Source organism: Cupriavidus sp. 05N40 (genome assembly GCF_056397305.1).
In genome coordinates this window covers 1-24272 of the sequence record NZ_JBFTND010000052.1, presented here as the reverse complement: position 1 = coordinate 24272, position 24272 = coordinate 1, and the positions used below count along the sequence as shown (strand labels likewise).

The 24272-nt window shown below is 68.9% G+C and carries 19 protein-coding genes; 15 read left to right on the top strand and 4 right to left on the bottom strand.

Annotated features, from left to right (window positions below):
- Positions 1 to 26 precede the first annotated feature (26 nt).
- The 11 genes from AC1DO7_RS14695 (at position 27) to AC1DO7_RS14645 (ending at position 13683) form a co-directional block, all read left to right on the top strand.
- On the top strand, positions 27 to 1430 hold the full coding sequence (locus AC1DO7_RS14695; protein ID WP_441611786.1) for an undecaprenyl-phosphate glucose phosphotransferase: 1404 nt from the start codon (positions 27 to 29) through the stop codon (positions 1428 to 1430).
- Positions 1431 to 1556: 126 nt separating this feature from the next.
- Positions 1557 to 1808 carry an acyl carrier protein gene (locus AC1DO7_RS14690; RefSeq protein WP_420997529.1) on the top strand — a complete coding sequence of 84 codons (252 nt, stop codon included), beginning with the start codon at positions 1557 to 1559 and terminating at the stop codon, positions 1806 to 1808.
- The gene (locus tag AC1DO7_RS14685) at positions 1805 to 3004 is read left to right on the top strand and encodes an acyl-CoA dehydrogenase family protein (protein WP_441611785.1); all 1200 of its coding nucleotides are present in this window, start codon (positions 1805 to 1807) and stop codon (positions 3002 to 3004) included. The genes AC1DO7_RS14690 and AC1DO7_RS14685 overlap by 4 nt, the downstream gene beginning before the upstream one ends.
- A gap of 10 nt (positions 3005 to 3014) precedes the next feature.
- Positions 3015 to 4010: an amino acid--[acyl-carrier-protein] ligase gene (locus tag AC1DO7_RS14680; protein ID WP_441611784.1), complete on the top strand. Its 996-nt coding sequence runs from the start codon at positions 3015 to 3017 to the stop codon at positions 4008 to 4010.
- A complete protein-coding gene (locus AC1DO7_RS14675; protein ID WP_441611783.1) occupies positions 4010 to 5002 on the top strand; it encodes a DUF1839 family protein in 993 nt (330 codons plus the stop codon). The genes AC1DO7_RS14680 and AC1DO7_RS14675 overlap by 1 nt, the downstream gene beginning before the upstream one ends.
- A gap of 25 nt (positions 5003 to 5027) precedes the next feature.
- Positions 5028 to 7607, top strand: a complete 2580-nt coding sequence (locus AC1DO7_RS14670) for a glycosyl hydrolase 2 galactose-binding domain-containing protein (protein ID WP_441611782.1) — start codon at positions 5028 to 5030, stop codon at positions 7605 to 7607.
- Between the two features lie 278 nt (positions 7608 to 7885).
- On the top strand, positions 7886 to 8608 hold the full coding sequence (locus tag AC1DO7_RS14665) for a Crp/Fnr family transcriptional regulator (RefSeq protein WP_441611781.1): 723 nt from the start codon (positions 7886 to 7888) through the stop codon (positions 8606 to 8608).
- A gap of 42 nt (positions 8609 to 8650) precedes the next feature.
- Entirely contained in the window at positions 8651 to 11044 is a 2394-nt protein-coding gene (locus AC1DO7_RS14660; protein WP_477116278.1) for a polysaccharide biosynthesis tyrosine autokinase, read from the top strand.
- A gap of 207 nt (positions 11045 to 11251) precedes the next feature.
- Positions 11252 to 13099 carry an alpha/beta fold hydrolase gene (locus AC1DO7_RS14655; protein WP_477116277.1) on the top strand — a complete coding sequence of 616 codons (1848 nt, stop codon included), beginning with the start codon at positions 11252 to 11254 and terminating at the stop codon, positions 13097 to 13099.
- Positions 13100 to 13156: 57 nt separating this feature from the next.
- Entirely contained in the window at positions 13157 to 13348 is a 192-nt protein-coding gene (locus AC1DO7_RS14650; RefSeq protein ID WP_441611778.1) for a DUF2141 domain-containing protein, read from the top strand.
- 26 nt (positions 13349 to 13374) lie between these two features.
- The gene (locus tag AC1DO7_RS14645) at positions 13375 to 13683 is read left to right on the top strand and encodes a hypothetical protein (protein ID WP_441611777.1); all 309 of its coding nucleotides are present in this window, start codon (positions 13375 to 13377) and stop codon (positions 13681 to 13683) included.
- A gap of 112 nt (positions 13684 to 13795) precedes the next feature.
- Here AC1DO7_RS14645 and AC1DO7_RS14640 read toward each other — a convergent pair whose 3' ends face one another.
- From AC1DO7_RS14640 to AC1DO7_RS14625, 4 genes are all read right to left on the bottom strand, one after another.
- A complete protein-coding gene (locus tag AC1DO7_RS14640; protein WP_441611776.1) occupies positions 13796 to 16045 on the bottom strand; it encodes a polysaccharide biosynthesis tyrosine autokinase in 2250 nt (749 codons plus the stop codon).
- Entirely contained in the window at positions 16042 to 16506 is a 465-nt protein-coding gene (locus AC1DO7_RS14635) for an arsenate reductase/protein-tyrosine-phosphatase family protein (RefSeq protein ID WP_441611775.1), read from the bottom strand. The genes AC1DO7_RS14640 and AC1DO7_RS14635 overlap by 4 nt, the downstream gene beginning before the upstream one ends.
- An 11-nt stretch (positions 16507 to 16517) precedes the next feature.
- Positions 16518 to 17612, bottom strand: a complete 1095-nt coding sequence (locus AC1DO7_RS14630) for a polysaccharide biosynthesis/export family protein (RefSeq protein WP_441612253.1) — start codon at positions 17610 to 17612, stop codon at positions 16518 to 16520.
- Positions 17613 to 18077: 465 nt separating this feature from the next.
- Entirely contained in the window at positions 18078 to 18974 is an 897-nt protein-coding gene (locus tag AC1DO7_RS14625) for a helix-turn-helix transcriptional regulator (protein ID WP_441611774.1), read from the bottom strand.
- A gap of 886 nt (positions 18975 to 19860) precedes the next feature.
- Between AC1DO7_RS14625 and AC1DO7_RS14620 the strand changes: the two genes are divergently transcribed.
- The 4 genes from AC1DO7_RS14620 to AC1DO7_RS14605 form a co-directional block, all read left to right on the top strand.
- Positions 19861 to 20709, top strand: a complete 849-nt coding sequence (locus tag AC1DO7_RS14620) for a class I SAM-dependent methyltransferase (RefSeq protein ID WP_441611773.1) — start codon at positions 19861 to 19863, stop codon at positions 20707 to 20709.
- 39 nt (positions 20710 to 20748) lie between these two features.
- Entirely contained in the window at positions 20749 to 21963 is a 1215-nt protein-coding gene (locus AC1DO7_RS14615; protein WP_441611772.1) for a glycosyltransferase, read from the top strand.
- A gap of 11 nt (positions 21964 to 21974) precedes the next feature.
- Positions 21975 to 23285, top strand: coding sequence for a hypothetical protein (locus AC1DO7_RS14610; RefSeq protein WP_441611771.1), 1311 nt, complete (start codon positions 21975 to 21977; stop codon positions 23283 to 23285).
- On the top strand, positions 23282 to 24272 hold a 991-nt coding region (locus AC1DO7_RS14605), incomplete at its 3' end, for a glycosyltransferase family 2 protein (protein ID WP_477116276.1). The genes AC1DO7_RS14610 and AC1DO7_RS14605, both read left to right, overlap by 4 nt.

Sequence of the window (24272 nt, the reverse complement as noted above, 5' to 3'; positions counted from 1 at the left end):
TCCGGCTTGCCGGATGGAGGCGAATCATGTCCGCGATCCGCGCCTTTGTGGGCGAGCGCCAGGCTGCCCTGCAGATCCTCTATCGCTTTACCGACGCCGGCATCGTCGCCGCCTGCGGCATGGCGGTGGGCGAGTTGCTGTTCCCGCAAGGCCTGCGCGGCGCCGCGCCCGTGCACGGCTTTATCACTGTTCTGTGCTCGGTGAGCACGCTGCTGGTGTTCCCCGCCTGCGGCCTGTACAACTCCTGGCGCGGCCGCAACCACGTGGCGCTGGCGCTGCGCACGCTGGCGGCGTGGGGTGCGGTCTGCATGCTGGGCCTGGTCACCGCGTATCTGATGCACCAGTCGGCTGCGCTGTCGCGGCTGTGGTCGATGGGCTGGCTGCTGAGCGTGGCCGTGATGCTGCTGCTCTCGCGCGTGATGCTCTACCGCATGCTGGGCAGCGTGCGCGAACTCGGCATCAACGCCAAGCGCGTGGTGATCCTCGGCTATGGCTCGCTCGGGCATGAGATGTACCAGCGCGTGCGCAACAACCGCGGCGCCGGCTACAACGTGGCCGGCATCTACGACGAAGGCATGCAACCGGTGCCTGCCGGCGTCACGCGGCTCGAATCGCTGCAGGAAGTCTGCACCTTCGTGCGCAACAACGGCGTGCGCGAGATCTGGCTGACGCTGCCGATGGCCGCCTGCCGCGATCTCTACGACGTGGTTTCCCATTTCCGCAACGACCTCATCGACATCCGCTGGGTGCCCGACATCATGGCGGTCGAACTGCTGGGACATCGGTTCAGCGACTTCCTCGGCCTGCCGGTGATCGATCTCAACAGCCCGCCGCAGTCGGGCATCACGGGCCTGCTCAAGGCCAGCTTCGACCGCGTCTTCTCGCTGGCCGCGCTGGTCGGGCTGTCGCCCCTGCTGCTGCTGATCGCGGTGCTGGTCAAGGCCTCATCGCCGGGGCCGGTGTTGTTCCGCCAGGCGCGCCTCGGCATGGATGGCAAGCCCTTCCACGTCTACAAGTTCCGCACCATGGTGATGCACCAGGACAGCGGCGTGCCCCAGGCCGTGCCGGGCGATCCGCGCGTCACGCGCCTGGGCGCCTTCCTGCGCCGCACCAGCCTGGACGAGCTGCCGCAGTTCTTCAACGTGCTGCACGGCGAGATGTCGGTGGTGGGCCCGCGCCCGCATGCCATCGAGCATAACGAGATCTACAAGGAAATCATCGACCGCTACATGTTGCGCCATCGCGTGAAGCCCGGCATCACCGGCTGGGCGCAGATCAACGGCCTGCGCGGCCAGACCGACACCGTGGAGAAGATGCGCAAGCGCATCGAGTTCGACATCTTCTATATCCGCAACTGGTCGTTCCGGCTCGACCTGCAGATCATCCTGCGCACCGCCCTGCATGGCTGGACGGGGCACGCGGCGTACTGAGCACGTGGGCGCCGGGTGTTGCTGCCCGGCTGCGGCGGCGCGAAGTTGGTGGGCCAACGCACCGAAGCCGCATGGCGCCTGCGGCCCAATGGTGGCACCCGATCATCCTCACCGAGGAGTACAGAGATGAAGGCAACCATTCGACAAATCCTCGCCGACGTGGCGCGGCTGGACGTATCGGTCGAAGCACTCGATGACCAGGCGGACCTCTACGAAGCCGGCCTCTCGTCGCTGGCAACCGTCCATGTGATGCTGGCCATCGAGAATGCGTTCAATATCGAGATCCCGGATGCGATGCTCACCCGTCAACTCTTCCGCAGCGTGAATTCGCTGGCGGCCGCGGCCGAGCAACTCAGACAGCAGCAGGAGGCAGCATGAGCCCCCCGCTGGCCAGCGTGGAGCTGGCGCGCCCGATGTCGGCCCACACCGGCACCGCCGAGCTGATGGCCGGCGCGGCACTGGCTGCCGCCGAGGCGGCGCAGCATGCCGACCAGGTGGACCGCGACGCCGCCTTCCCGCACCAGGCGTTCGCCGTGCTGCGCCAGCACCGCCTGCTCAGCGCCCTGGTGCCGGCCGAGCACGGTGGCGCGGGCGCTTCGCTGGACACCATCGCGGCGATCTGCCGCGTGCTCGGCGCGGCCTGCTCGTCGGCCGGGATGATCTACGCCATGCACCAGATCCAGGTCGCCTGCATCGTCGAGCATGGCAGCGGCAGCCCCTGGCATGAGCAATTGCTCGACCGCATCTCCGGCGAACAGCTGCTGCTGGCCTCCGCCACCTCCGAAGAGGCCATCGGCGGCGCGCTGCGCAACAGCGGCTGCGCGGTCAACGTGGAGCACGATCGCTTCCATCTGCTCAAGATGGCGCCGACGATCTCCTACGGTGCGCACGCCGACGCCATCCTGGCCACCGCGCGCCGGCATGCCGATGCCTCGCCGTCCGACCAGGTCATGGTGTGCCTGCTGAAGCCCGATTTCACGCTGGAGTCCCTCAGCACCTGGGACACGCTGGGCATGCGCGGCACCTGCAGCAACGGCTTTCGCCTGGAGGCGCGGGGCGCGTGCGAGCAGATCCTGCCGGTCGCCTTCGGTGAGATCGCCGACGGCACCATGACGCCGGTTTCGCACATCCTGTGGGCGGCGCTGTGGACGGGCATCGCGGGCGACGCCGTGCACCGCGCCAAGAGTTTCTTCCAGGGCCAGGCGCGCGCGCGTCCCGGCTCGCTGCCGCCGTCGGCCACGCGCGTGGCGGATGCGGTGGCGATGGTGCAGATGATGGAAGGCCGGCTCGAACTCGCGCTGACCCACCAGCGCCAGCGCCATGCCGGCCTGTCGGTATCGGCGCTGTTCTCCCTGGCCGCCGAGATGAACGGCCTCAAGACCAGCGTCTCCGCGCTGGGCATCGAGGCGGTCCAGCAGGCGATGTTGATTTGCGGCATGGCAGGCTACAAGCACGGTACCCCCTACAGCCTCGGGCGCCATCTGCGCGATCTCTGGTCAGCGCCGCTGATGATCAACAACGACCGGATCCTGACCAACACCGCCAGCCTGCTGCTGGCGGAGCGTTCGAGCTGAGGAGCACGATATGGATGCCAACATTAGCGCGGACAACGCCAGCACGGCGCCCTTCGAGCCCGCTGCCGCGGCTGCGCCACCCTATGGCGATCCCCTGGTCGGGCAGCGGCGCTACCAGCAGGCGCTGATCGAAGCCGGCCTGCTGATTCCCGGCGGCGTCGATGGCGTGTATGGCCGCAGCGCCGTGTTCGAGGCGATCGCCGATGGCCTGAACGTGGCTGTCACCGCGCTTGGCGCGGACCAGCGCGCCGAAGTGATGCGCTTTCCGCCGGCGATGTCGCGCAAGGACTTCGAGGCCAGCGACTACCTCAAGAGCTTCCCGCAACTGGCCGGCACCGTGCACAGCTTCTGCGGCAACGACCGCGATCATCACCGCCTGCTGGCGCGGCTCGAAGACGGCGAAGAATGGGCCGACGAACAACGTCCCACGCGCGTGGTGCTGACGCCCGCGGCCTGCTATCCGATCTACCCCGCGGTGGCCCGGCGCGGCCCGATGCCGCCGCAGGGACTGGTGGTCGACGTGCTGTCGTACTGCTTCCGCCACGAGCCGTCGATCGATCCGGCGCGCATGCAGATGTTCCGCCAGCGCGAGTACGTGCGCCTGGGCAATGCCGCGCAGATCATCGCGTTCCGCCAGTTGTGGATGGAGCGCGGCCAGCAGCTCGCGGGCATGCTGAAGCTGCCGCACGAGGTGGAGGTCGCCAATGACCCGTTCTTCGGCCGCGGCGGCAAGATCGTGGCCGACAGCCAGCGCGAGCTGAAGCTCAAGTTCGAGCTGCTGGTTCCCATCAACGACGGCGCCCCGCCGACCGCCTGCATGAGCTTCAACTATCACATGGATCATTTCGGCCAGGTCTGGGAACTGCGCACCGCCGATGGAGAGCCGGCCCACACCGGCTGCGTCGGCTTCGGCATCGAGCGCCTGACGCTGGCGCTGCTGCGCCACCACGGCTTTGACGTGGGGCACTGGCCCAAGGACGTACGCGCCACGCTGGGAGGGCTGTGATGCTGGTYGACCCCCATACCCTGGAGCGCGGCACGCACGTGTCGCACGCCTTGCACAATGGCAACCCGGTCTGGCCGCAGACCAACTGCTATGTGGACCTGTGGATCGAGCTGCTGCACGGCTGGGGGCTCGACCCCGTGGCAGCGCTCGGCTTCACAGTGGCGCAGGATTTCGAGGGCGACCAGTTCACCTTCTTCAAATACCCGCACGACGATCTCGAGCGCCTGTACGGCGTGGTGGTGCAGGAGCTGTCGCTGTATGAATCGATGGAAGCGCGCGTGGCCGCGCAGACCTGCCGCGGGCACGTGGTGCTGCTCGAGGTGGACGGATTCTACCTGCCCGACAACCGCGCCACCTCGTACCGCCGCGAGCACACCAAGACCACCATCGGCATCGACGTGATGATGCCCGACGCGCAGTCGGTGGGCTACTACCACAACGAGGGCTACCACGTGGCCAGCGGCGAGGACTACGGCGGGCTGTTCCGCCGCCTGCCCGGCCTGGTCGACGACGTGAACCTGCTGTTCCCCTATGCCGAGGTGGTGCGCCGCCGTTTCCCGGCGCTGGAAGGGGCGATGCTGGTACGCGCCTCGCTCGCGCTGCTGCGCAAGCATCTCGCGCGGCGCCCGCGGCAAAACCCCATCACCGCCTTCCGCACGGCGTTTCCCGCGCACCAGGAAGCGCTCATGGCGGGCGGCGAGCAGGTCTTCCATCCCTACGCCTTCAGCGTGCTGCGCCAGCTCGGCGCCAACTTCGAACTGCTGGCGCAGTACCTGCGCTGGCTGGCCCAGCATGGCCAGCCGATGCCCGACAGCATCGCGGGTGCATGCCAGAAGCTCGCTTCCGAAGCCATGGTGATGCAGTTCCGCCTGGTGCGCTCCATCATCAGCCGCAGGGTGGACCGTTGCCAGGATTGCCTGGACCAGCTCGAAGTCTCCTACGACGCGGCGATCCCGGCGCTGGCAAGCTACGTGGGCGAGGCCGAATACTAGATACCGCCGACCTGCGCCCGCCGCCATGCACGCGCCTCTCGTCCTCACGCCTGTTCCCGGGCGGCCAGTCCACCGCGAGCCCCTCGCCGGCGCCTGGGCCTTGCTGGAGACGCCCTGCGGCGCCGCTGCATCGCCGGCCGGGCTGGAAGGGCGCGGCCCATGGCTGCCCGCGGCGGTGCCCGGCACCGTTGCGCAGGCGCTGCAGGCGGCAGGGCAATGGCAGGCCGACGCGCCGCGCGCCCTGCACGACCACGACTACTGGTACCGCGTGCCGCTGTCCGGCGCGGGTGCCTGCCGCCTGCGCCTGCACGGCCTGGCCACGGTGGCCGAGGTATGGCTCGACGAGTTGCGCGTGCTCGACGCGCAGAACATGTTTACGGCGCACGAGGCGGAACTGCATCTCGACGGCGACCACGTGCTCTGCCTGTGCTTCCGCTCGCTGCACCGCTGGCTGCGCAGCCAGCGCGGACCGGTGCGGTGGAAGCCGCGCCTGGTCTCGCCGCCCTCGTTGCGGCTGGTGCGCACCACGCTGCTCGGCCATATGCCTGGCTGGTGCCCGCCGGTGCATACGATCGGGCCCTGGCGCGGCGTCGACCTGCTGCCGCTCGACGCTGGCGCCAGCCCGCTGCTGACGGCGCGCTACGACCTGCAGGCCTCGCTCGACGCGGATCTTGCACGCGGCGTGATCCGCCTGCGCCTGCGCGACGTGGCGCCGCTGCCGGCGGGCGTGCCGCTGATGCTGTGCGCGGACGGGCGCGAGGCGCCGCTCGCCGCCGTGGACGCCGGCCCCGGCGGCATCGTGTACGAGGGCGAGCTTGCCGTGAGCGCGCCGCGCCTGTGGTGGCCGCATACCCACGGTGCGCCGCAGCGCTATGCAGTGCAGTTGCGGCTGGGCGACGCGCGCATCGATTGCGCGCAGGTGGGCTTTCGCCGCATCGAGATCGACCGCCGCACCGCAGCCGGCGAGGATGGCTTCGCCCTGCGCGTCAACGGCGAACGCATCTTCTGCCGCGGCGCCTGCTGGACCAGCCACGACCTCGCCGGCCACGTCGATGCGCCCGCGGAAGTCGGGAAATGGCTGGCGCTGGCGCACGGGGCCGGTATGAACATGGTGCGCGTGAGCGGCGTCACCTGCTATCAGGGAGAGGCCTTCTTCGCTGCCTGCGATGCGCTCGGCCTGATGGTCTGGCAGGATTTCATGTTCGCCAACTTCGACTACTGCGCCAACGCCGAAGCCGCGCGTCCGCTCATGGCCCAGGCCACGCGCGAAGTCAGCGAGTGGCTGGCCGCGCATCGTCACCATCCGAGCGTGGCGGTGCTGTGCGGCGGCAGCGAGGTCGAACAGCAGGCCGCCATGATGGGCGTGCCTTGCGCGAGCTGGCGGCAACCGCTGTTCGACGAAATCATCCCGGCCTGCGTGGCCGCCTGGCATCCCGACGCCGTATACGTGCGCAACTCGCCGAGTGGCGGCGCGTGGCCATTCCAGCCCGACAGCGGCGTCTCGCACTACTACGGCGTGGGTGCCTACCAGCGCCCGCTCGACGACGCGCGCCGTGCCAATGTGCGTTTCACGTCCGAATGCCTGGCCTTTTCCAACGTGCCGTGCGCGCGCACCCTGGCCGACGCGCTGCCGGTCGCACCCGCGCATGACCCGCGCTGGAAGGCGCGCGTGCCGCGCGATGCGGGCAGCGGATGGGATTTCGAGGACGTGCGGGATTTCTACCTGCGCGAACTGTTCAAGGTGGACCCGCCGCGCCTGCGCTACGAGGACAGCGTGCGCTACCTGGCGCTGTCGCGCGCGGTGGTGGCCGAGGTGATGACCGACGTCTTCAGCGAATGGCGGCGCAGCGGCTCGACTTGCTCCGGCGCGCTGGTGTGGCAGCTGCAGGACCTGCTGCCGGGCGCGGGCTGGGGCATCGTCGATGCGCTGGCGCGGCCGAAATCGGCATGGCACGCGCTGCGCCAGGTATGGCAGCCGCTGCAGGTGCTGATCACCGACGAAGGCCTCAACGGCATCCATGTGCACCTGATCAACGAAAGCCCGGCGCCGCGCGCGGTACGCCTGCGGTTGCAATGCTGGCGCGACGGCGAGACGGCGCTGCTCGACGTGGCGCGCGAGCTGTGCCTGCCGCCGCACTCCATGCAGCGCATGGGCGGCGCCGAACTGGCCGGCACGTTCTTCGATTTCACCTATGCCTACCGCTTCGGCCCGCGTACGCATGATGTGGTGTGCGCCACGCTGTGCGATCCCGCCGACGGCACCCAGATAAGCCAGGCCTGCTACCTGCCCGAACGCAGCGCGGCCGCGCTCGAGCCGCCCGAGCTGGCGGTGGCGCTGGCGCGCGAGGACGGCGACTGGTGGCTGACGATATCGGCGCGGCGCTTCGCGCGCTGGGTGCATATCGACGATGCGGCCATGCGCCCCGAGTACGACTGGTTCCACCTGGCGCCAGGTGCGTGCCGGCGCGTGAAGCTGCTGCCCGAGGGCGACCCGAATGGAGGAGGCCAGGATGTAGGGCTGGCGTGTGCGGCTCCCATCCCGATGGGGGAGGTCCATGCGCTCAATGCGAGACGTGCGGTGGCCTACAGCGCGCCAGGCGCCTGATACGCCGTACACGCGGAGTACGAATGCTGTGCCACGCGGCGCCGGGGCTTCATGGCTTGGTCGCCGGTGTTGTGATTTCCGGCGCTCTAAGACCTACCGAAGGATGATCAGGTTTCAGCCGTGYGGCTACTGTTGGGAGGACCACATATGGCACTTAATACAGACACAGAGGCTGTACGAACCGGGGTTAAAGAATAGGTGGTCGGCGCGGGTCCCCGCTATGCGACGGACCGGCTTCGGTCGTAAGTGTTCGTGCGGCTGGTCACGGGGAGAGGAAAATGATCAGTCAGCGTTCGGATCTGCACGTCAATCATGTGCTGGGTGCCTTGCCGCGCAAGGATTGGGAGTCGTTGTCGGCGCACCTCGAGCTGGTGCGCATGCGTGCCGGCCAGCTGCTGACCGACTCGGGCCAGCGTATCCACCATGTCTACTTCCCCACGACTGCCATCGTCTCGATGCTCTCGCTGCTGGAAGATGGCGCCACCGTAGAGATCGCCGCCATCGGCAAGGAAGGGCTGGTCGGCATTCCGGTGCTCACCGGCGGAGACACCATGCCGTGCCGCGTGGAGGTGCGCACGCCGGGCTTTGCCTACCGCCTGTCGGCAGCCACGCTCAAGCAGGAATTCCTGCATTCCCCGGCAATCCAGCGCGTGACCCTGCTCTACGTGCAGGCCGTGCTCACGCAGATCGCCCAGACCGCGGTGTGCAACCGTCACCATTCGCTCAACAAGCAACTATGCCGCTGGCTGCTGCTCGCGCTGGACCGCATGGCGTCCAACGAGCTGGTCATCACGCAGCAGGTCATCGCCAACATGCTTGGCGTGCGCCGCGAAGGCGTGACCGAAGCCGCCGGCAAGCTCGAAGACCTTGGGCTGATCCAGCATAGCCGCGGGCACATCACCGTGCTCGACCGCCTTGGCCTGGAAGCGCATTCGTGCGAGTGCTACAAGCTCGTCAAGCGTGAGTTCGACCGTCTCTTGCCGGCGCTGGCAAGCGTCTGAGGCAGGAGCGGCAGGACATGGCCATTGCCCAGGGAGAACGTCGTGAACAGGTTGTATTTCTCCGCCACGAGGCCGGCTGCGGATGAGCCGGCGCCGCCGGGCGCACGCCGGCGGCGCGCCCTGCTCGATCACCTCGGCTGGATCATCGGGCTCACGCTTGCCGGCGCAGGGATCGGCGCGTTCGTGGCGCTGTCGACGCCGCCGCGCTACCGCGTCGAGGCACTGGTGCAGGTAGCGCCGCGCAACTCCGGCCAGGTCAATGCCTCGGCGGTGCAGTTCGATACCGGCATGCTGACCAGCCGCGCGGTGGTCGGGCCGGTGGTGGAGCGTCTGCACCTGGACGTCTCGGCGGCGCCCGTGCGTGCGCCGTTGCTCGGGGCGCTCGCGGCGCGCTTCGCCGAGCCGGGCCATGCCATCGGGCCGTGGCCCGAAGGCCTCGGCTACGCCTGGGGCGGCGAGCGGATCCAGCTCGACAGCCTCTCGGTGCCCGAGCGCCTGCTCAACGTGCCGCTGATACTGGTGGCGCAGCCCCAGGGCCATTACCAGCTCTATGCCGGCGACGCAATGCTGCTCGAAGGCGTGACGGGCGAACCCGCATCGGCCAACGAGGTGGAGCTGCAGGTCGCACAAATCGATGCGCAGCCCGGCACGCGCTTCGAACTGATGCGCAGCGATCCGCTCTCCACGGTGGACAGCATCTCGCGCGAACTGGTGGTGGACGAACACACGCGTGACGCCGGCACGGTACGCGTTGCGTGGCGCTATCCGGACCGCAAGCTCGCGGCTGCGCTGGTCAACGGCGTGGCGCAGGCCTACATCGACAGCCAGACCACCCAGCGCCGCGATGACGCGGCCGGCGGCCTGGCCTTCGTCAGCAGCGAGCTGCCGCGCGTGAAGGGCGAGCTGGAGCGCGCGGAAGCGGCGCTGACGCGCTATCGCRCGCGCAGCGGCACCATGGCGCCCTCGCAGGAGGCCCAGTCCTACCTCAGCGGCAGCATGGACTACCAGCGCCAGATCGCCGCCCTGCGCCTGGAGCGTACCCGCCTGCTGCAGCGCTTCACCACGGACAGCAACGAAGTGCGCACGGTCGATACCCAGATCCAGGAACTCAGCAAGGTGCGGCGCGACATGGATTCGCGCATGCAGAACCTGTCCGAGACCGAGCGCGAGTCGGTGGCGCTCACGCGCGACGTCAAGGTGGCCGAGGATATGTACATGACCCTGCGCAACCGCGCGCAGCAGCTCTCGCTGGCCCAGTCCGACCGCTCCAACACCATGCGCATCGTCGATGCGGCGATGCCGCCTTCGCGCCCGGACGGCCTTGGCCCCGTGCCGCTGACCTTCGGCGGCGCGCTGCTTGGCCTGTGCCTGGGCCTGGCCGGCGCGGCGGCGCGCCAGCGCTACAAGCCCTCGGTGGCCGATGCGGCCGACGCCGAGGCGCGGCTCGGCATGCCCATGCTGGGCGAGATCGCCTTCAGCAGCGAGCAGACCGAGCTCGAGCACGAGGCCGAGGTGCATCGCCGCCTGGGCGTGATGATGGGGTTTGCCGCCACGGCGAGCCCGCGCCTGTATGCGCCTGCGCCCGGCAGCGCGCTGGCCGAGCCCGGTGCGTTTGCCGCCGGCGAAGGCGAGCGGATGCTGCGCTGCGGGCTGCACGACCGCTTCCTGCTGGCGCGGCGTTCGCCGCATGCGCTTGCGGTGGAAGGCCTGCGCAGCGTACGCGCGGCGCTGCATTTCGCCGTGCGCAACGCGCCCGACGGCGTGCTCGCGGTGACCAGCCCCGCGCCCGGCGCGGGCAAGACCTTCGCCTCGGTCAACCTCGCGGTGTTGTTCGCCGAAGCCGGCCAGCGCGTGCTGCTGGTCGACGCCGACCTGCGTCGCGGCAAGATCGCCAACTGGTTCGACCAGGCGCCGGAGCCYGGGCTGGCCGAACTGCTGGCGGGCCGCGCCGACCTGGCGGCAGTCGTGCGCCCCACGGTGGTGTCCGGCCTCTGCCTGATCACTGCCGGCGCAACGCCGACCAATCCGTCCGAGCTGCTGATGATGCCGTCGCTGGCCGAGATGCTGCAGGTCTGCAAGGCACGCTTCGACCTGGTCATCATCGATACGCCGCCGGTGCTGGCCGTGGCCGACGGCACCCTGGTCGCCAACCTGGCCGGCTCCACCCTGCTGGTGGTGCGTGCCGACGTGACGCCGGCGAGCCAGGTGGACGAAGCCGTCAAGCGCCTGGCCCGCGCCGAGGCCCGCCTGGCCGGCGGCATGCTCAACGGCGTCATCCGCCGGCGCAGCAACCGCGCGGATTTCGCCGCCATGAATCCCTACCTGGGCTTGCCGCTGCCTCCCGCGCAGCCCGAGGCGCTGGCCCTCGAGGCGCGCAGCGCGCCGTCCAAGGAGCAGGACCGGCCGGCCGGACAAGACTCGATGCCGGCGGCCTGACGGCGCGCAACGCGGCGAGGCGGCCATGAGCGTACCCGTTTCTGCGTGCTTCCTCGCAGCGCGAGACAAGGCGGCCCGCGCGCCCTCCCGGCGCGGCGGGCCGCGGGCGGTAATGGCCCGCCAGGACAACAAGCAGAACAAAAGCGTACCCGTTTCTGCGTGCGCGAATGCCGGGGGTCCGAGCCCCGTTTTCCCTTGGGAGAAGCGATGAAACCGGTCTTGTTCGAGGGGTGCGCCGGGTGGCTCCATGAAGCACCGGGCACCACGGGCGTGGTGCTATGCAATCCGCACGGCCACGAAGCCATGTGGTCCCACCGCGCCTACCGGCACCTTGCCGGCGACCTCGCGGCGGCCGGGCTGCCGGTGCTGCGCTTCGACTATCCCGGCACCGGGGACTCCGCCGGCAGCGATGCCGATGTCGACCATATCGCCTGTTGCGTGCATGGCATCCTGGCCGCGGTGCGGACCCTGCGCGAGCAGGGCGGCGTGACGCGCGTGGTGTTGTGCGGCCTGCGCCTTGGCGCCGCGCTGGCCGTGCTGGCCGCCGAGGCGCTGGCCGCGCGCGATGCCGGGGTGGTGGCCGGGCTGGTCCTGCTGGCGCCGGTCGCGAGCGGGCGCGCCTACCTGCGAGAACTGCGTGCGCTGCATACCGGCTGGGTCAACAACGTCATCCCCGATATCCAGCTGATCCCGCCCACCGACGGCTCGCTGGACGTGCTCGCCTACCGCTTCCAGCCCGACACCGTGGCCGCGCTCGAGGGCCTGCGCATGGCGCGTCGCAAGGGTTGCCCGGCGCCCCGCGTGCTCTTGCTCGATGCATGGCCAGGCACCGCATCGCCGGTCGCAGAAATGGGTACGCTTTACCGCAACGCCGGAGCCGAGGTCACGCTGGACGGCTTTGCCGAGTACCCGGGCATGATGCAGGCGCCGGAATACGCCAAGGTGCCGGAAGCCGCCTGGCAGGCGGTACTGGCCTGGATGCGCCCGGCGCTGGCCGCCGGCGGCAGAGGCGCCGCGCGCGGCGCGCCGGCGGCCCACGACGACCGCCCGGCGCTGGAATGCGAAGTGGACGGCGTGCGCGAGCAGCGCGTGTGGCTGGACCGCGGCCGCCAGTTCGGCATCCTGTGCGAACCCGCGCGGCGCACCGCCGGCGGGGTCGCGATCCTGTTCCCCAACACCGGCGGCAACCACCATGTCGGCGACGGGCGGCTGTTCGTCTCCTTGTCGCGCGAGCTGGCGCGCCACGGCGTCACCGCGCTGCGCCTGGACCTCTCCGCGCTCGGCGACAGCCCCGCGCCGGCACGCCAGATGAGCATTCCCGCCGTATACGACCCGAGCGCCTGCGAAGACGCCAGCGCCGCCRTGGACTGGCTGCGTGCCCGGGGCATGCGGCGGATCGTGGTCGCGGGCGTGTGCTCGGGTGCCTTCATCAGCTTGCACGTGGCCCTGCGCAACCCGGCCGTAGCGGGCGTGGTGCTGGCCAACCTGGCCAAGTTCCGCTGGGACGAGACCGATACCGCCGCGGTCAACGAGCGCGTGCAATCGATGCGCGGCTACGTCGCCGCGGCGCGCCGCGCCGAGACCTGGCTGCGGCTGATGCGCGGCCAGATGAAGGTCGTGCCGATCCTCAACGGGTTCGTGCGCCGCAGCGCGCGCCGCCTGAGCCAGCGCGCGGTGTCCGCCGTGGCACGCTGGCGCGGCGGCGAGGACACCACCACCGTGACGGGCTTCGCGCGTGCCGCCATGCGCGAGCTCGACCGGCGCGGCGTCCAGACGGATTTCCTCTACGGCATGAGCGATATCGGGCTGGAGGAAGCGCGGGACCGCTTCGGCGGCAATCTGGAGGCGCTGCAGGGACTCGATCATATCCGCGTGCGGACGCTGTCGAAGTTCGATCACTCGCTGTTCCTGGCGGAAAGCCGCGCGGCGCTGCAGGCGCACCTGGTGTGGTACATGGAAGCGCAGGTCGCGCGCGCCGCGCTTGCCGAAGCCGCCAGCGAGGCCGAGGCGTCGAATGCGCTGGACGACGTCGTGCCGGGTACGGTGCAAGCCTGAGGCGGCGCCGCGCGCTGGTGCCATTGAACGTGATGGCAGGCGGCCAGCGCCTGCCAGGTGGCCGCCTGCGCAGTTGCCCATCGTGCCGGTATTGCCGTGATCTTCAAGCATGTGCCGGCCGGCGACTATGCGATCATCGCGTACCAGGACAAGAACGCCAACGCCAATGGACGGCTCGACAGGAATGCCATCGGCTTTCCAGCCGGGCCGCCGGGATTTGGCGGGACATCCGTATGGTTTTTACGTTGACGAAAAAAAGCAGCAGGAAATTGTTTATGACGACAGAAATCAAAGGCCAATGGGACTGTATCTCCCAGACGCCGGGCGGCGAGCAGCGCTCGGTGCTTACCATCGTCGGCACCGGGGCCGGCGGCTTCGGCGGGACCAATGCGGGCGAGAAGGCTACGGCCGAGGTCATCGACGGCGAGCTCAATGGCGACCGCGTGACCTTCAAGATGAAGCTCACGGCGCCGATGCCATTGACGCTCAAGGTGGAAGCCCAGCTTTCGGGCGACACGATGGAAGGCACGATCACCGCCGGCGTGTTCGGGCGGTTCCCGATGAAGGCGACCCGCAGGGCCTGAACGCGAACGATGCGCGCCGCATTGGCGGCGAGCCGCCGGCGCGCCCGCAATGCGGCCCGGGTGACCGAAGAAGACCACTCTGGCTGCACCCTGGCAAAGGCCGCCGCCCGGCCTATCTGCCCTCCACCGTTTCCACATCCTGGTACCGATAGCTCAGGTACCGGTACTTGCCGAAGCTGTAGTGCGCCCGGTACCAGCGGCCTTGCACGTTCAGCCCGTTGAACAGCACACCCTTTACTTCGCCGCCGGCCTGCCGGATCGCCCTGCCGGCCGCTTCGAGCTCGTCCACCGTGGTGGAGTCGGCGCGGGCGACCATGAACACGGCGTCGGCCTTGGTGGCGAGGATGCCGGTATCGGAGGCGGACAGCACCGGGGGCGTATCGATCAGCACGACGTCGTAGTTCGACTTCAGCGCATCGAGCAACGTGTCCATCATCGGGCTGAGCAGGAGGTCGGCGGCGTGCGTCGGGAGCGTGCCGGTGGGAATGAAATCCAGGCCGGGGACCACCTGCCTGCGCACCGCGCCTTCCACCGGCGCGCCGCGCAGGAGCTCGGTCAGGCCGGGGCCGCGCTCGGTGTCGAAGCGGTGGTTGAGGTTGCCGCGGCGCAGGTCCGCGTCGATCAGCACCACGCGCTTGCCGCCCGCGGCCAGCACCGTGGCGAAGTTGGCGCAGATGAAGGACTTGCCCACGCCGGGCGAGGGCCCGGTCACCAGCACCACCGGATGATGGACGCCCAGCAGCGAGAACTGCAAGGCGGTGCGGAAGCTGCGCAGGCTCTCCATCGCGGGGTCTTCCGGCATGCGGCAGGCCAGCAGCGCGTTGGGCCCGCCTTTGGCCATCAGGCGCGATTGTTCCGGGCTGAACGGGATGGTGGAGTACACCGTGAAGCCGGTCTGGCTCTCGATGTCGTCGGCTTCCGAGACGCCGCCGTCGAGAAGGTGGCGCAGGAACACGATCATCAACGCGCCCACGGTGCCCAGCAGGGCGGCGAAGATCACCAGCAGATTGCGGTTGGGCCGCACCGGCAGCAGCGGCACCTCGGCGGGGTCGACCAGGCGCGCGGTGCCGACCTTGCTGGCCTTGGTGAGCCGCAATTGCTGCGCATCGTTGAGCAGCGACTGGTACATCTCCGTGCTTACCTTCACGTCGCGCATCAGCCGCACCACGTTCTGCTCCACTTCCGGCAGCTTCTGGATGCGCGCGGTCACGCCGTTGAGCGCGGCGGTCAGGCTGGCGATCTGTTCGTCGACGATGCCGATGCTGGGATGGTTGCCGGTGAAACGCGTCACCAGCTCCTGGCGCTTCTGGCGCAACTCCTGCACGCGGGTCTGGATCTGCACCGACTGCGACAGGATCAGCTTTGATTCCTCGTTCAGGTCGATGGTGCCGCGCTGGTTGCGCAGCGCGTTGTAGCGCGTCTCGGCGGTCTCCACCTGTTGCTTGACCTGCGGCAACTGCTGCTGGAGGAAGGCCAGCGACTTCTCGGCTTCCTCTGCCCTGCGGCGCACGTTCTGGTCGACGTACTCGGCGCCGATCTCGTTGAGCGTGGCGGCGATCAGATCCGGGTCCGGGCCTTCGAGGGTGACGCCGATCACGCCGCTGGACTTGCCGCGCTCGACGATCTGCAGGGTCTCCTGCAACTTGGCGATCGCATTGGCGCGCGGCACGCGCATCACCGTGAAGGTCGCGCCGGGCTTGCCGTCGAGTTCGGAGACCATGATCCCGACGTTGCCGCGCGAAGTGGGCGCCAGCAGCGCCTGGCCGACGGTGCCGGTGGCCACGGTGTCCTCGCCTTCGATCTTGAGGCTATAGCGGTTGTTGTCCAGCACCGTGACCAGCATGTGGGTGCCTTCGATGCGCGCGGGCATGTCGAGCCGCGTGACCGCGATGTGTTCGCCGCCCCACACGAAGCCACCCCAGCCGAACAGGCCGGGATCGGACAGGCCCGGGTTGTAGCGCGCGAGCGGCTGGCCGATCAGCGGGAAGTAGCGCGGCCTGGCGTCGATGGCCAGGCGCAGGTTGTCGACGGCCTTGCCCACCACCATGCGCGAGTGCAGCAGCTCGATCTCCGAGGCCGCCGCGGGCTTGACGTCGAATACCGGCGCCACGCTGCCGGCGAGCTTGCTGGTGTTGCTGCTGCCGCCCGTATCCTCTACCTGCACCACGATATCGGTGCGGTAGACGGACCTGGTGAAGAAGGCATAGGTCGCGCCCAGCAGGAAGATCACGCCGGCGACCAGGAGAAACGTCCAGCGGTACCGCATCAGGATGTCGAGATAGCCGGTCAGGTCGATCCCTTTTTCCCGGGCCGCGCCCCGCTGGGGGCCGCTCAGGGCTTCGTGCGGGTTGAACGTGTTCATGCTACCTCCCCGTGATATGCATCCCGTGCAATGGCGCGAATCCGCACCACCCATGTATCGACGCCTTGCTTGATGAGCCCGAACACGATCCTGAACATGTTCTGCGAACAGCCATAGGGATCGGGTACGTCGGCGTGCACGAATTCGCAAAGCCGGTAGACCTTGCCGCGCGCATGGGGGTACAGGCGCTCCAGCGCCTCTCTTTGTTCTGTGTCCATCACCAGTACGAGGTCGGCGCCGCTGACCATGCTTGCGTCGAGCACGCGAGCGCGGTGTCCGGGGAGATCCAGCCCGTCCTCCGCAAGCAGGCGCACGATGTGCGGATCGGCGGCGGCGCCTTCGAGCGGCGCCAGGCCTGCCGACGTGATGGTGCAGCCGGGCAGCGAATTGCCGAGCAGGCATTGCGCCATCGGACTGCGGCAGGTATTGCCGATGCACACCACCAGGATCGAGCGGATCATGACGCGTGCGCCTATTTCACCATCGTCGCCGTACCAAGGACCGGGCCGGTCGATGGTATGAGCAGGTTCATCACACGGCTCCAGCGCACCAGCTCGCGCGCATCCACGTACACCACGTCCTTGGCCTCGAGCTGGAAGCCCTCGGCGATGGCCAGCGCTACCGGCGAGGTACCGTCGAGGTGGAAGACCTTCGGCTCGCCGTCCTCCGCCTTGCGGATCACGAAGATCTGTTCCGCGTTGGCCGAACCCGGATTGACGCCGCCGGCGTCGCCCAGCGCTTCGTTGAGCGTCATGCGGCCGTTGCGCATCAGCAGCGTGATGGGACGCACGACTTCGCCCGTGACGAAGATCTTGCTGTCTTCGCGTTGCTCCACGCGCACGATGTCGCCGTTCCTGAGCATGATGCGCGACGGATCGACGCCGCGGGCCAGCAACGCCGGGATGTTGACGCGCCAGCTGCGCTCGCCGCGCGTGATGCGGATGCGGCTGTTGTCGCCGGTCGTGTTGAGTACGCCGCCGGCGCGGTTGAGCGCCTCGATCAGCGTCATCGGGGCATCGTCGATGGGCTGCATGCCGGGCGTGCGCACTTCACCGTCGACGTAGATGCGCTGGCTGCGGAACGCCAGCACGCGCACCGTCATCTGGGGATCGCGCACCACGCGCGCGAGCACCCGCGCGATCTGGTCGCGCACTTCGTTGGAAGTCTTGCCGGCCACCCTCATCACGCCGGCGTAGGGGAACTGGATGTCGCCCTGTGCGCTGACCACGTAGCCGGGCACGTTGGCGCCTCCGCCGACCGCGGGTATCTCATAGGCGGCGCCGATGCTGTAGGTCTGGTTGGGGAAGACCAGTTCCGGGTGATCCCACACCACCACGGAGACGATGTCGCCGGCGCCGATGCGGTAGGGCTCGGGCTTGCCGTACAGTTCGTCGAGCTTGTCCAGTTCGCGCTGGGCCACGTTCTTCTGGCTGCGCACCAGGTCCAGCGTGATGGGGGTGATGTTCGGCATGGCGTCGGGCCCGATCGCGCTGACCGGCGCCTTGGCGTCGAAGTGCATGCCGGGAGAACTCGAGCACGCGCCCAGCAGCAGCGCCGCGCACAGCATGGCGAGGCACGCCAGTGGGCTGGAGCCGCGCCGTTCTGCAAGCTGGCCAGTCGAGTGTTGCATCCCAAGGTCGATGGTCTCGTTCACGGCAGGCTCCCGCTCTAACGGTGACAKGTCCATCGCAACGACTGCGACAATCCCCCGTGTTGTCATCCTAGGATGCGCATGACCTCCCATCGGTGCGCTGTCCCACATTGAGCCGGCACCGGGGAAATCGTTGGAAACGGCGCCAGGCAAGGCGTAGCGGGCTGCGCGGGGCGGCCGCGGCGGTCGTCTGGCGGCGACACATTGGCGGCTCGCGACGACAGATTGGCGACCGTGAAATGCACTGCGGGAAAGGTCGCCGGGGACTCCCGGCGGCATTTCCCGCCCAACTCTTCGCCGCACAGGCCTGTTCTGTGCAAGCTAGCCTGCACGCCCCGGCTCCGGCCGGGGGCCGCCGCCAGGTGTGCAGGATGCAGCGTGTCAGCGCATCGCCGCGGAAGCTCCGGTGCTGTATTCGGCGGATGCGCGCACCGAGTTGCGCGGCGCCGCGTCGTCACCGCTGACCCACTCCAGCAAGGCGCCGCGCTGGAGCGCCGCATAGACCGCTTCGCCCTTGTTGCGCACCTTGAGCCGCTGGTACAGCGTACACGCATGGCTCTTTACCGTGGCGACCGAGATATTGAGCATGCGGCTGACGGTCTTGATCGGATGACCGCGCGCGAGCAGCACCAGCACCTCGTACTGGCGCGGCGTGATCTGCAGCATCTCGGCTTCGTCGTAGGCGGTTTCGCCATGGCTGTTCTGGCTGCCACCGTCGCCGGCCGCGGCGCCCTGCCGCGCCACGGCGCCCAGCGAGTCGCGCGAGGAAGGCGTGCCCTGGATGCGGGTGCCCGAGGGGCCGCAGGCGGCGCCATCCGTCAGCGGCGCCAGCACCGGCACGCGCCCGCCCAGCGGGTAGCCGCCGGCGGACATCCCCGGCGCGCCGCCAGCCTGGCGGCCGTTCTGGCCGCGCCCGTATTGTCCGCCCACCATCGCCAGCCGGATGCCGGCCTCGAGCACGGCGAGCGAGGCCGACTTGGGCAGGCAGCCGCATATACCCTGCGCCATGGCCAGCGCCGGGATCTGCAGCGGCAGGACATCGGCGAGCAGCAGAAGGCGCTCCGCCGAGAGCACGGAACGCACCTTGTTGAGGAGCTGCCATCCCGCATCGAGATCGGCGGGCATGCCAAAGACGAGCAGGTCGCAGTGATTGCCGTCGAGCAGCGCAACGTCGCCCGGATCGACGGTGATGACATGGTCCACGCCGTGGATACGCTCGAGCATCTGAAGCAGCCCGAGACGCAGCAATGGATGACCCTCTATGAGAAGCGCGTTCATGTTCTTATTCCCCCCGTATGATTGAGGCAGGAACAGGTTGAACGCAGCGCGGAATAATGACCTGCACGACCCAAGCTGCTGACTTGCGCCGCCTTAATTTATCCCCGTACTACCGCCATGAAAGTTCCGCTCATCTTATTGTCGGAAACTAGAAGCATGGCGGAAGGCTGACCCCCTGAACCCACCCCAAAATGCCATTCGTCTTAAAACGAATTAAGGTCATCTTATGGTCTGATCTGCACGAAATCAAGTTGCTTTGTCGGCGCCCGGGATGGGATGGTGCGGTTTGCTTTCATCATCCGGAAAGCCTTGGTGGAGGCCGAATGGCGGGGTACCCGAACGGGTTAGGGATAATCAAAAAGATTAAGTTTCAGGAGTGAAACAGTCATCGCCGGATTATGTTTCACCGCTGCAACAGAAAATACCGGGAGCCCGCATTCCTATGGTGCGGGAAGGTGTCGCCCGAGGCCTTCGGCACAAAATTGAAACTTCCTGCAGGGTGAAGTACGGCGCATTTACGGGCTACCTCTGCACCCATGCGCTGGCCGTCGCACGACAAACGGATGAGGACCATCTCAGCCATCAGGATGAGGGGAGAGACAGCGCTGCCTGAACCCCTGCCGCGCCGGTGCTAATCCCCTTGCAAAATGCTTGCGTGCGGCGTCGCCGGCACCTTCTGCGCGGGTCGTCGCCGCGCCGCGCCGGGCGGCCGGAGCGGTACCGGCAAGACGGCGACAAGGTGGCGGCAAGCGTGTGTGCCAACGAACAGAACCCGGTCCCTCGCCTCGGCATTCTCGATGCACGCAGGCTGGTCACCTGCCCCCGGAGCATGCCTGCGGCAGCGCGGCGCTCTGGTCCACGGCGGCTCTTCTCGAGCGAGGTTCCCATGGCGTCAGGCACGGCACAAGATCGCATCAATCAGCACGCATGGCGTAGTTGGGGCGCGCGGCGGTGGTTTGGCACCGCCAGCGACTGGACCGATCCCGGCGAGGCGGCTGCCATCGCCTGGCTCGCCGAGGAAGTCCGCGGACAGCCGATCCTCGACGTGGGGGTTGGCGGCGGGCGTACCGTGCCGATGCTGCGCGCGCTGAGCGACGACTACACCGCGGTCGACTACATGCCGGAGATGGTCGAGATCTGCCAGCGCAACCATCCTGGCGTGCGTGTCGCGCAGATGGATGCGCGCGACATGTCGCGCTTCGCCGACAACAGCTTCGCGCTGGTGATGTTCAGCTTCAACGGTATCGACGCGGTGGACTATCCGGGCCGCGAGGCCATCCTGCGCGAGTTCGCGCGCGTGCTGCGCCCCGGCGGCCTGGTGCTCTTCTCCAGCCACAACATGCGCGGGCCGAGCTATCGCGAGAATCTCTCGATGTTCCTGCGCCTGCCGCATCTGTCGGGCAACCCGATCGCGGTGGGCATCGATACCGCTCGCGTGCTGTGCAACCTGCCGCTGGCCACGTTCAACTACCTGCGCTATTCGCGCCTGAACCGCGAGTTCGACGGCTACGCCATCCGCGTATGCGCCGCGCACAAGTTCGGCATCGTGATCGTCTACACGGAGCTCGAGGCGCAGCGCCGCGCGCTGGCGCAACTTGGCCTGGACACGGAAGTCGTGTACGGCAACGTGGACAAGGAGCCCCTTCGCGAAGGCCAGGCGCTCGACGAGGTCTACTGGTTCCACTTCATTGCGCGCAAGGCAGCGGCACCCGCCACCCCGCCATTGCGGCAATGAGCCGGCAATGATCGGCAATGAGTCGGCAGTGAGTCAGCGATGAGGATCCTGCACGTCATCTCCTCGATCGATCCCGGTGGCGGGGGGCCCATCGAGGGCGTGCGCCAGCTGCGCGCGCCCCTGAGCGAATGCGGCGTGCAGGTGCAGGTGTGCTGCGGTGACGCGCCGGATGCGGCCTGCGTGCGCGACAGCGAACTCGACGTGATCGCGCTGGGGCCGTCCTCGCTCAAGTACGGCTTCAGTCGCCGCATGCTGCAATGGCTGCGCGCGCACGCCGAAGGCTATGACGCGGTGATCGTCGAAGGACTGTGGCAGTTCCACGCGCTGGCCGTGTGCCTGGCCCTGCGCGGCAAGCAGGTGCCGTACTTCGTCTTCACGCACGGCATGCTCGACCCGTGGTTCCGCGAACACTATCCGCTCAAGCATCTCAAGAAAAGCGTTTACTGGTTGCTGGGCGACTACTGGGTGCTGCGCGGCGCGCGCGGCGTGTTGTTTACCTGCAGCGAGGAACGCCTGCGCGCGCACGGCGCCTTCTGGCCGTATCGCTGCCGCGAAGTGGTGGCCACCTACGGTACGGCACAGCCGCCGCAGCAGGCCGCGCCACTGCGCGAAGCGTTCTTCTGCACCTTCCCCGCCACGCGCGGCAAGCGCATCGTGCTCTTTCTCGGACGTATCCACGAGAAGAAGGGCTGCGACCTGCTGGTCGACGCGTTCGCCGGCGTGGCTGCGCAGGATGCGGCGCTGCACCTGGTGCTGGCGGGCCCGTACGATGCGGCGATGCGCACGGCGCTGGAGCAGCGCCTTGCCGGGTACGGCCTGTCCGCGCGCACATGCTGGACCGGCATGCTCAAGGGCGATCTCAAGTGGGGAGCCTTCCACGCGGCCGAGCTGTTCTGCCTGCCCTCGCACCAGGAGAACTTCGGCGTGGCGGTGGCCGAGGCGCTTGGTTGCGGCGTGCCCGTGCTGATCTCCGACAAGGTCAATATCTGGCGCGAGATCGTCGAGGACGGGGCGGGGCTGGTCGGCCCGGACACTGCACAGGGCACGGCCGCGTGCCTGCAGCGGTGGCTGCGCATGGCGCCCGCCGCGCAGGCGCGCATGCGCGCGGCCGCAGGGCAATGCTTCAGCCGGCGCTTCCGCGCCGAGCAGGCGGCGGCTCGGCTGCTCGAGATCATCGGGGCGGAAACGGGCGCGGGCGGCGCCATCGGGGCCGCACCGCCTGCGCAGCGCGCGCAACACGCGCCGGCGGCCTAGGGGGCCACGCCGTGAAGTTGCTCAACTTCCTCGTCTATGCCGTGCTGTCGCAGGGGGTTGGCGCCATCACCGGCCTGCTGCTGGCGCGTTGGCTCGACGTTGGCGACTACGCCATCTATACGGTCGTCGGCATCATCATGGGTGCCATCGCCGTGGTCACCAAGGGCGGCATCCAGCTCGGGCTGAACGCGCTGCTCGGCAAGACCTGGCCGGACCGCCAGCGCGCGGCGGAACTCGCCCGCGCGGCAATGGGGCAGCGCTGGAAACTCTCCGCGTGGCTACTGCCGGTGGTGCTGGCGATCGCCGCCTGGCTGTTGCATCGCAATCATGCTGGCATGGTGCTGACCGCGCTGCTGCTGGCCCTGTTGCTGGCTACCTGGTATTTCGACATGCAGTCGCGCGTGGTGGACCAGGTGTTGCTGTTCGCCAACCGCGCGCCGGCGCTCCAGGCGCTCGATACCGCCTTGTCCGTCGCCCGGCTGGTGCTGTCGTCGGCGCTCTACGCGCTGGGCATGCTCGGCGTGCTCGGYGCGACGCTTGTCAACGTACTGTGCGCCGGGCTGCGGGTGCCGGTGGTCAGGCGCTGGATCGCACGCGAGATTCCCGGCGCGGGCGCGACGCTCCCTGGTGCCGGTCTATCGCATGCCGAACATGGCGCCCGCGCCGCCGCCGACCGCCAGTTCATCGGCAGCGTGATGCGCCGCCAGTTGCCGCTCGAGGCGTTCTACTGCATCCAGGGCCAGATGGTGTTCGCCATCGTGGCGTTCCACGGCGCGGTCGGGCAGACCGCGGCGCTGGGTGCGCTGTCGCGTATCGGCCAGTTGCTGATGCCGGTGGGCGCGGTGGTGGCGGCATACGTGATTCCGCGCTTTGCGCAGGCACGCGAAGGCGTGCTGCGGCGCTTTGCGGCATGGGTGGCGCTGGCCTGCCTGCCGGCGGCCGCGCTGGTCCTGCTCGCGATCTTGTGGCCCGGCCTGCTGCTGTGGCTGGTCGGGCCGAACTACGCCGCGCTGCACGCCGAACTGGTGGTCGCGTGCCTGGGCTCCGGGTTTGCCAGCGTGGTGGGCATCGCCTGGCAGTTGCTGGCCAACCGCGGACTGAATCACTTTGCCTTTGTGCAGGTGCCGGTGGTCGCGGCGTGGTGCGCGCTGGCCCCGCGGCTGCTTGACCTCACCACGCTGGACGGCGTGCTGTGGTTCCAGCTCGGACTGTCGTCGGGGCTGGCCGCGGCCATCGTCTGCGAGATTGCCGGCGCCGTGCGCGCCGGGCGCCTGCTGCCTGCCGACGAGCAGCTTGCCGCCAACGGAGGAAGCGCACCATGAGCGATGCGCCCAGCGTCACGCTGATGATCCCGACCTTCCGCCGCCTGGACATGCTGCAGCGCTGCCTGCAGGCAGCGAGCGCGCTGGCGCCCGCGCCCGCGCAATGGATCGTGGTCTGCCGCGGCGCCGATGACGCGGAGACGGCCGACTGGCTGGCACGGACCGCGCCGCAACGCTATCCCGGCCTGCAGGCAGTCACGGTGGTCGAGCCCGGCGTGATCGCTGCGATGAACGCCGGCCTGCCGCACGTCACTGGCGAACTGCTGGCGATCCTGGACGACGACGCCCTGCCGCGCGCGGACTGGCTGGCGCGCGTGCTGCCGCATTTTTCCGATCCGGAGGTGGGCGGCGTTGGCGGGCGCGATGTCGTGCATGGCGCCGATGGCAGGCCGCTGCCCTTGCCCGACGTGCCGCTTGCCGCCTACCGCGACGGCTGGGGCCGCATCATCGGCGAAACGCACAGGGTCTGCGGCGCGCCGCGCGCGGCGGAGACCCTGAAGGGCTGCAACTGGATCCTGCGCCGCGCGGCGATGGGCACGGCCCGCTTCGACGAGCGCCTGCACGGACAGGGCGCGCAGCCCGGCAACGAGACATGGATGTGCCAGATGCTGCGGCACGCGGGCTGGCGGCTGGTGCTCGATCCCGCCGCCATCGTCGATCACTACCCGGCGGTGCGCTACAACTACGAGCGCGAGAGCTTCGCGCGCAAGCGCTGCTTCGAAGAGACCTGCAACATGACGGCCATCACGATGGCGTACGCACCGCCGGCGATGCGCGCGCGCCTGGTGCTGCACCAGTTGCTGATCGGCTCGCGCGGCTGTCCCGGCGCGTTCTTCCTCGCGCACAGCCTGCTGCGGCGCCCGCGTTGCCTGCCCGGGCAGCTGCTGGGCGGCTGGAGCGGGTTCTTCGCCGGACGCCGGCTGGCGCGCGCGCTGCGTGCGCAGCCGCCGGGACAGCCGGGCCGGCCGCCCGGCGCCGGCCCCGCGC

Excerpts from the sequence above, each read along its gene's own strand:
- AC1DO7_RS14695 (WP_441611786.1), top strand. The coding sequence starts at position 27 with ATGTCCGCGATCCGCGCCTTTGTGGGCGAGCGCCAGGCTGCCCTGCAG.
- AC1DO7_RS14690 (WP_420997529.1), top strand. The coding sequence starts at position 1,557 with ATGAAGGCAACCATTCGACAAATCCTCGCCGACGTGGCGCGGCTGGAC.
- AC1DO7_RS14685 (WP_441611785.1), top strand. The coding sequence starts at position 1,805 with ATGAGCCCCCCGCTGGCCAGCGTGGAGCTGGCGCGCCCGATGTCGGCC.
- AC1DO7_RS14680 (WP_441611784.1), top strand. The coding sequence starts at position 3,015 with ATGGATGCCAACATTAGCGCGGACAACGCCAGCACGGCGCCCTTCGAG.
- AC1DO7_RS14670 (WP_441611782.1), top strand. The coding sequence starts at position 5,028 with ATGCACGCGCCTCTCGTCCTCACGCCTGTTCCCGGGCGGCCAGTCCAC.
- AC1DO7_RS14665 (WP_441611781.1), top strand. The coding sequence starts at position 7,886 with ATGATCAGTCAGCGTTCGGATCTGCACGTCAATCATGTGCTGGGTGCC.
- AC1DO7_RS14645 (WP_441611777.1), top strand. The coding sequence starts at position 13,375 with ATGACGACAGAAATCAAAGGCCAATGGGACTGTATCTCCCAGACGCCG.
- AC1DO7_RS14640 (WP_441611776.1), bottom strand. The coding sequence starts at position 16,045 with ATGAACACGTTCAACCCGCACGAAGCCCTGAGCGGCCCCCAGCGGGGC.
- AC1DO7_RS14635 (WP_441611775.1), bottom strand. The coding sequence starts at position 16,506 with ATGATCCGCTCGATCCTGGTGGTGTGCATCGGCAATACCTGCCGCAGT.
- AC1DO7_RS14630 (WP_441612253.1), bottom strand. The coding sequence starts at position 17,612 with ATGCTGTGCGCGGCGCTGCTGCTGGGCGCGTGCTCGAGTTCTCCCGGC.
- AC1DO7_RS14625 (WP_441611774.1), bottom strand. The coding sequence starts at position 18,974 with ATGAACGCGCTTCTCATAGAGGGTCATCCATTGCTGCGTCTCGGGCTG.
- AC1DO7_RS14620 (WP_441611773.1), top strand. The coding sequence starts at position 19,861 with ATGGCGTCAGGCACGGCACAAGATCGCATCAATCAGCACGCATGGCGT.
- AC1DO7_RS14615 (WP_441611772.1), top strand. The coding sequence starts at position 20,749 with ATGAGGATCCTGCACGTCATCTCCTCGATCGATCCCGGTGGCGGGGGG.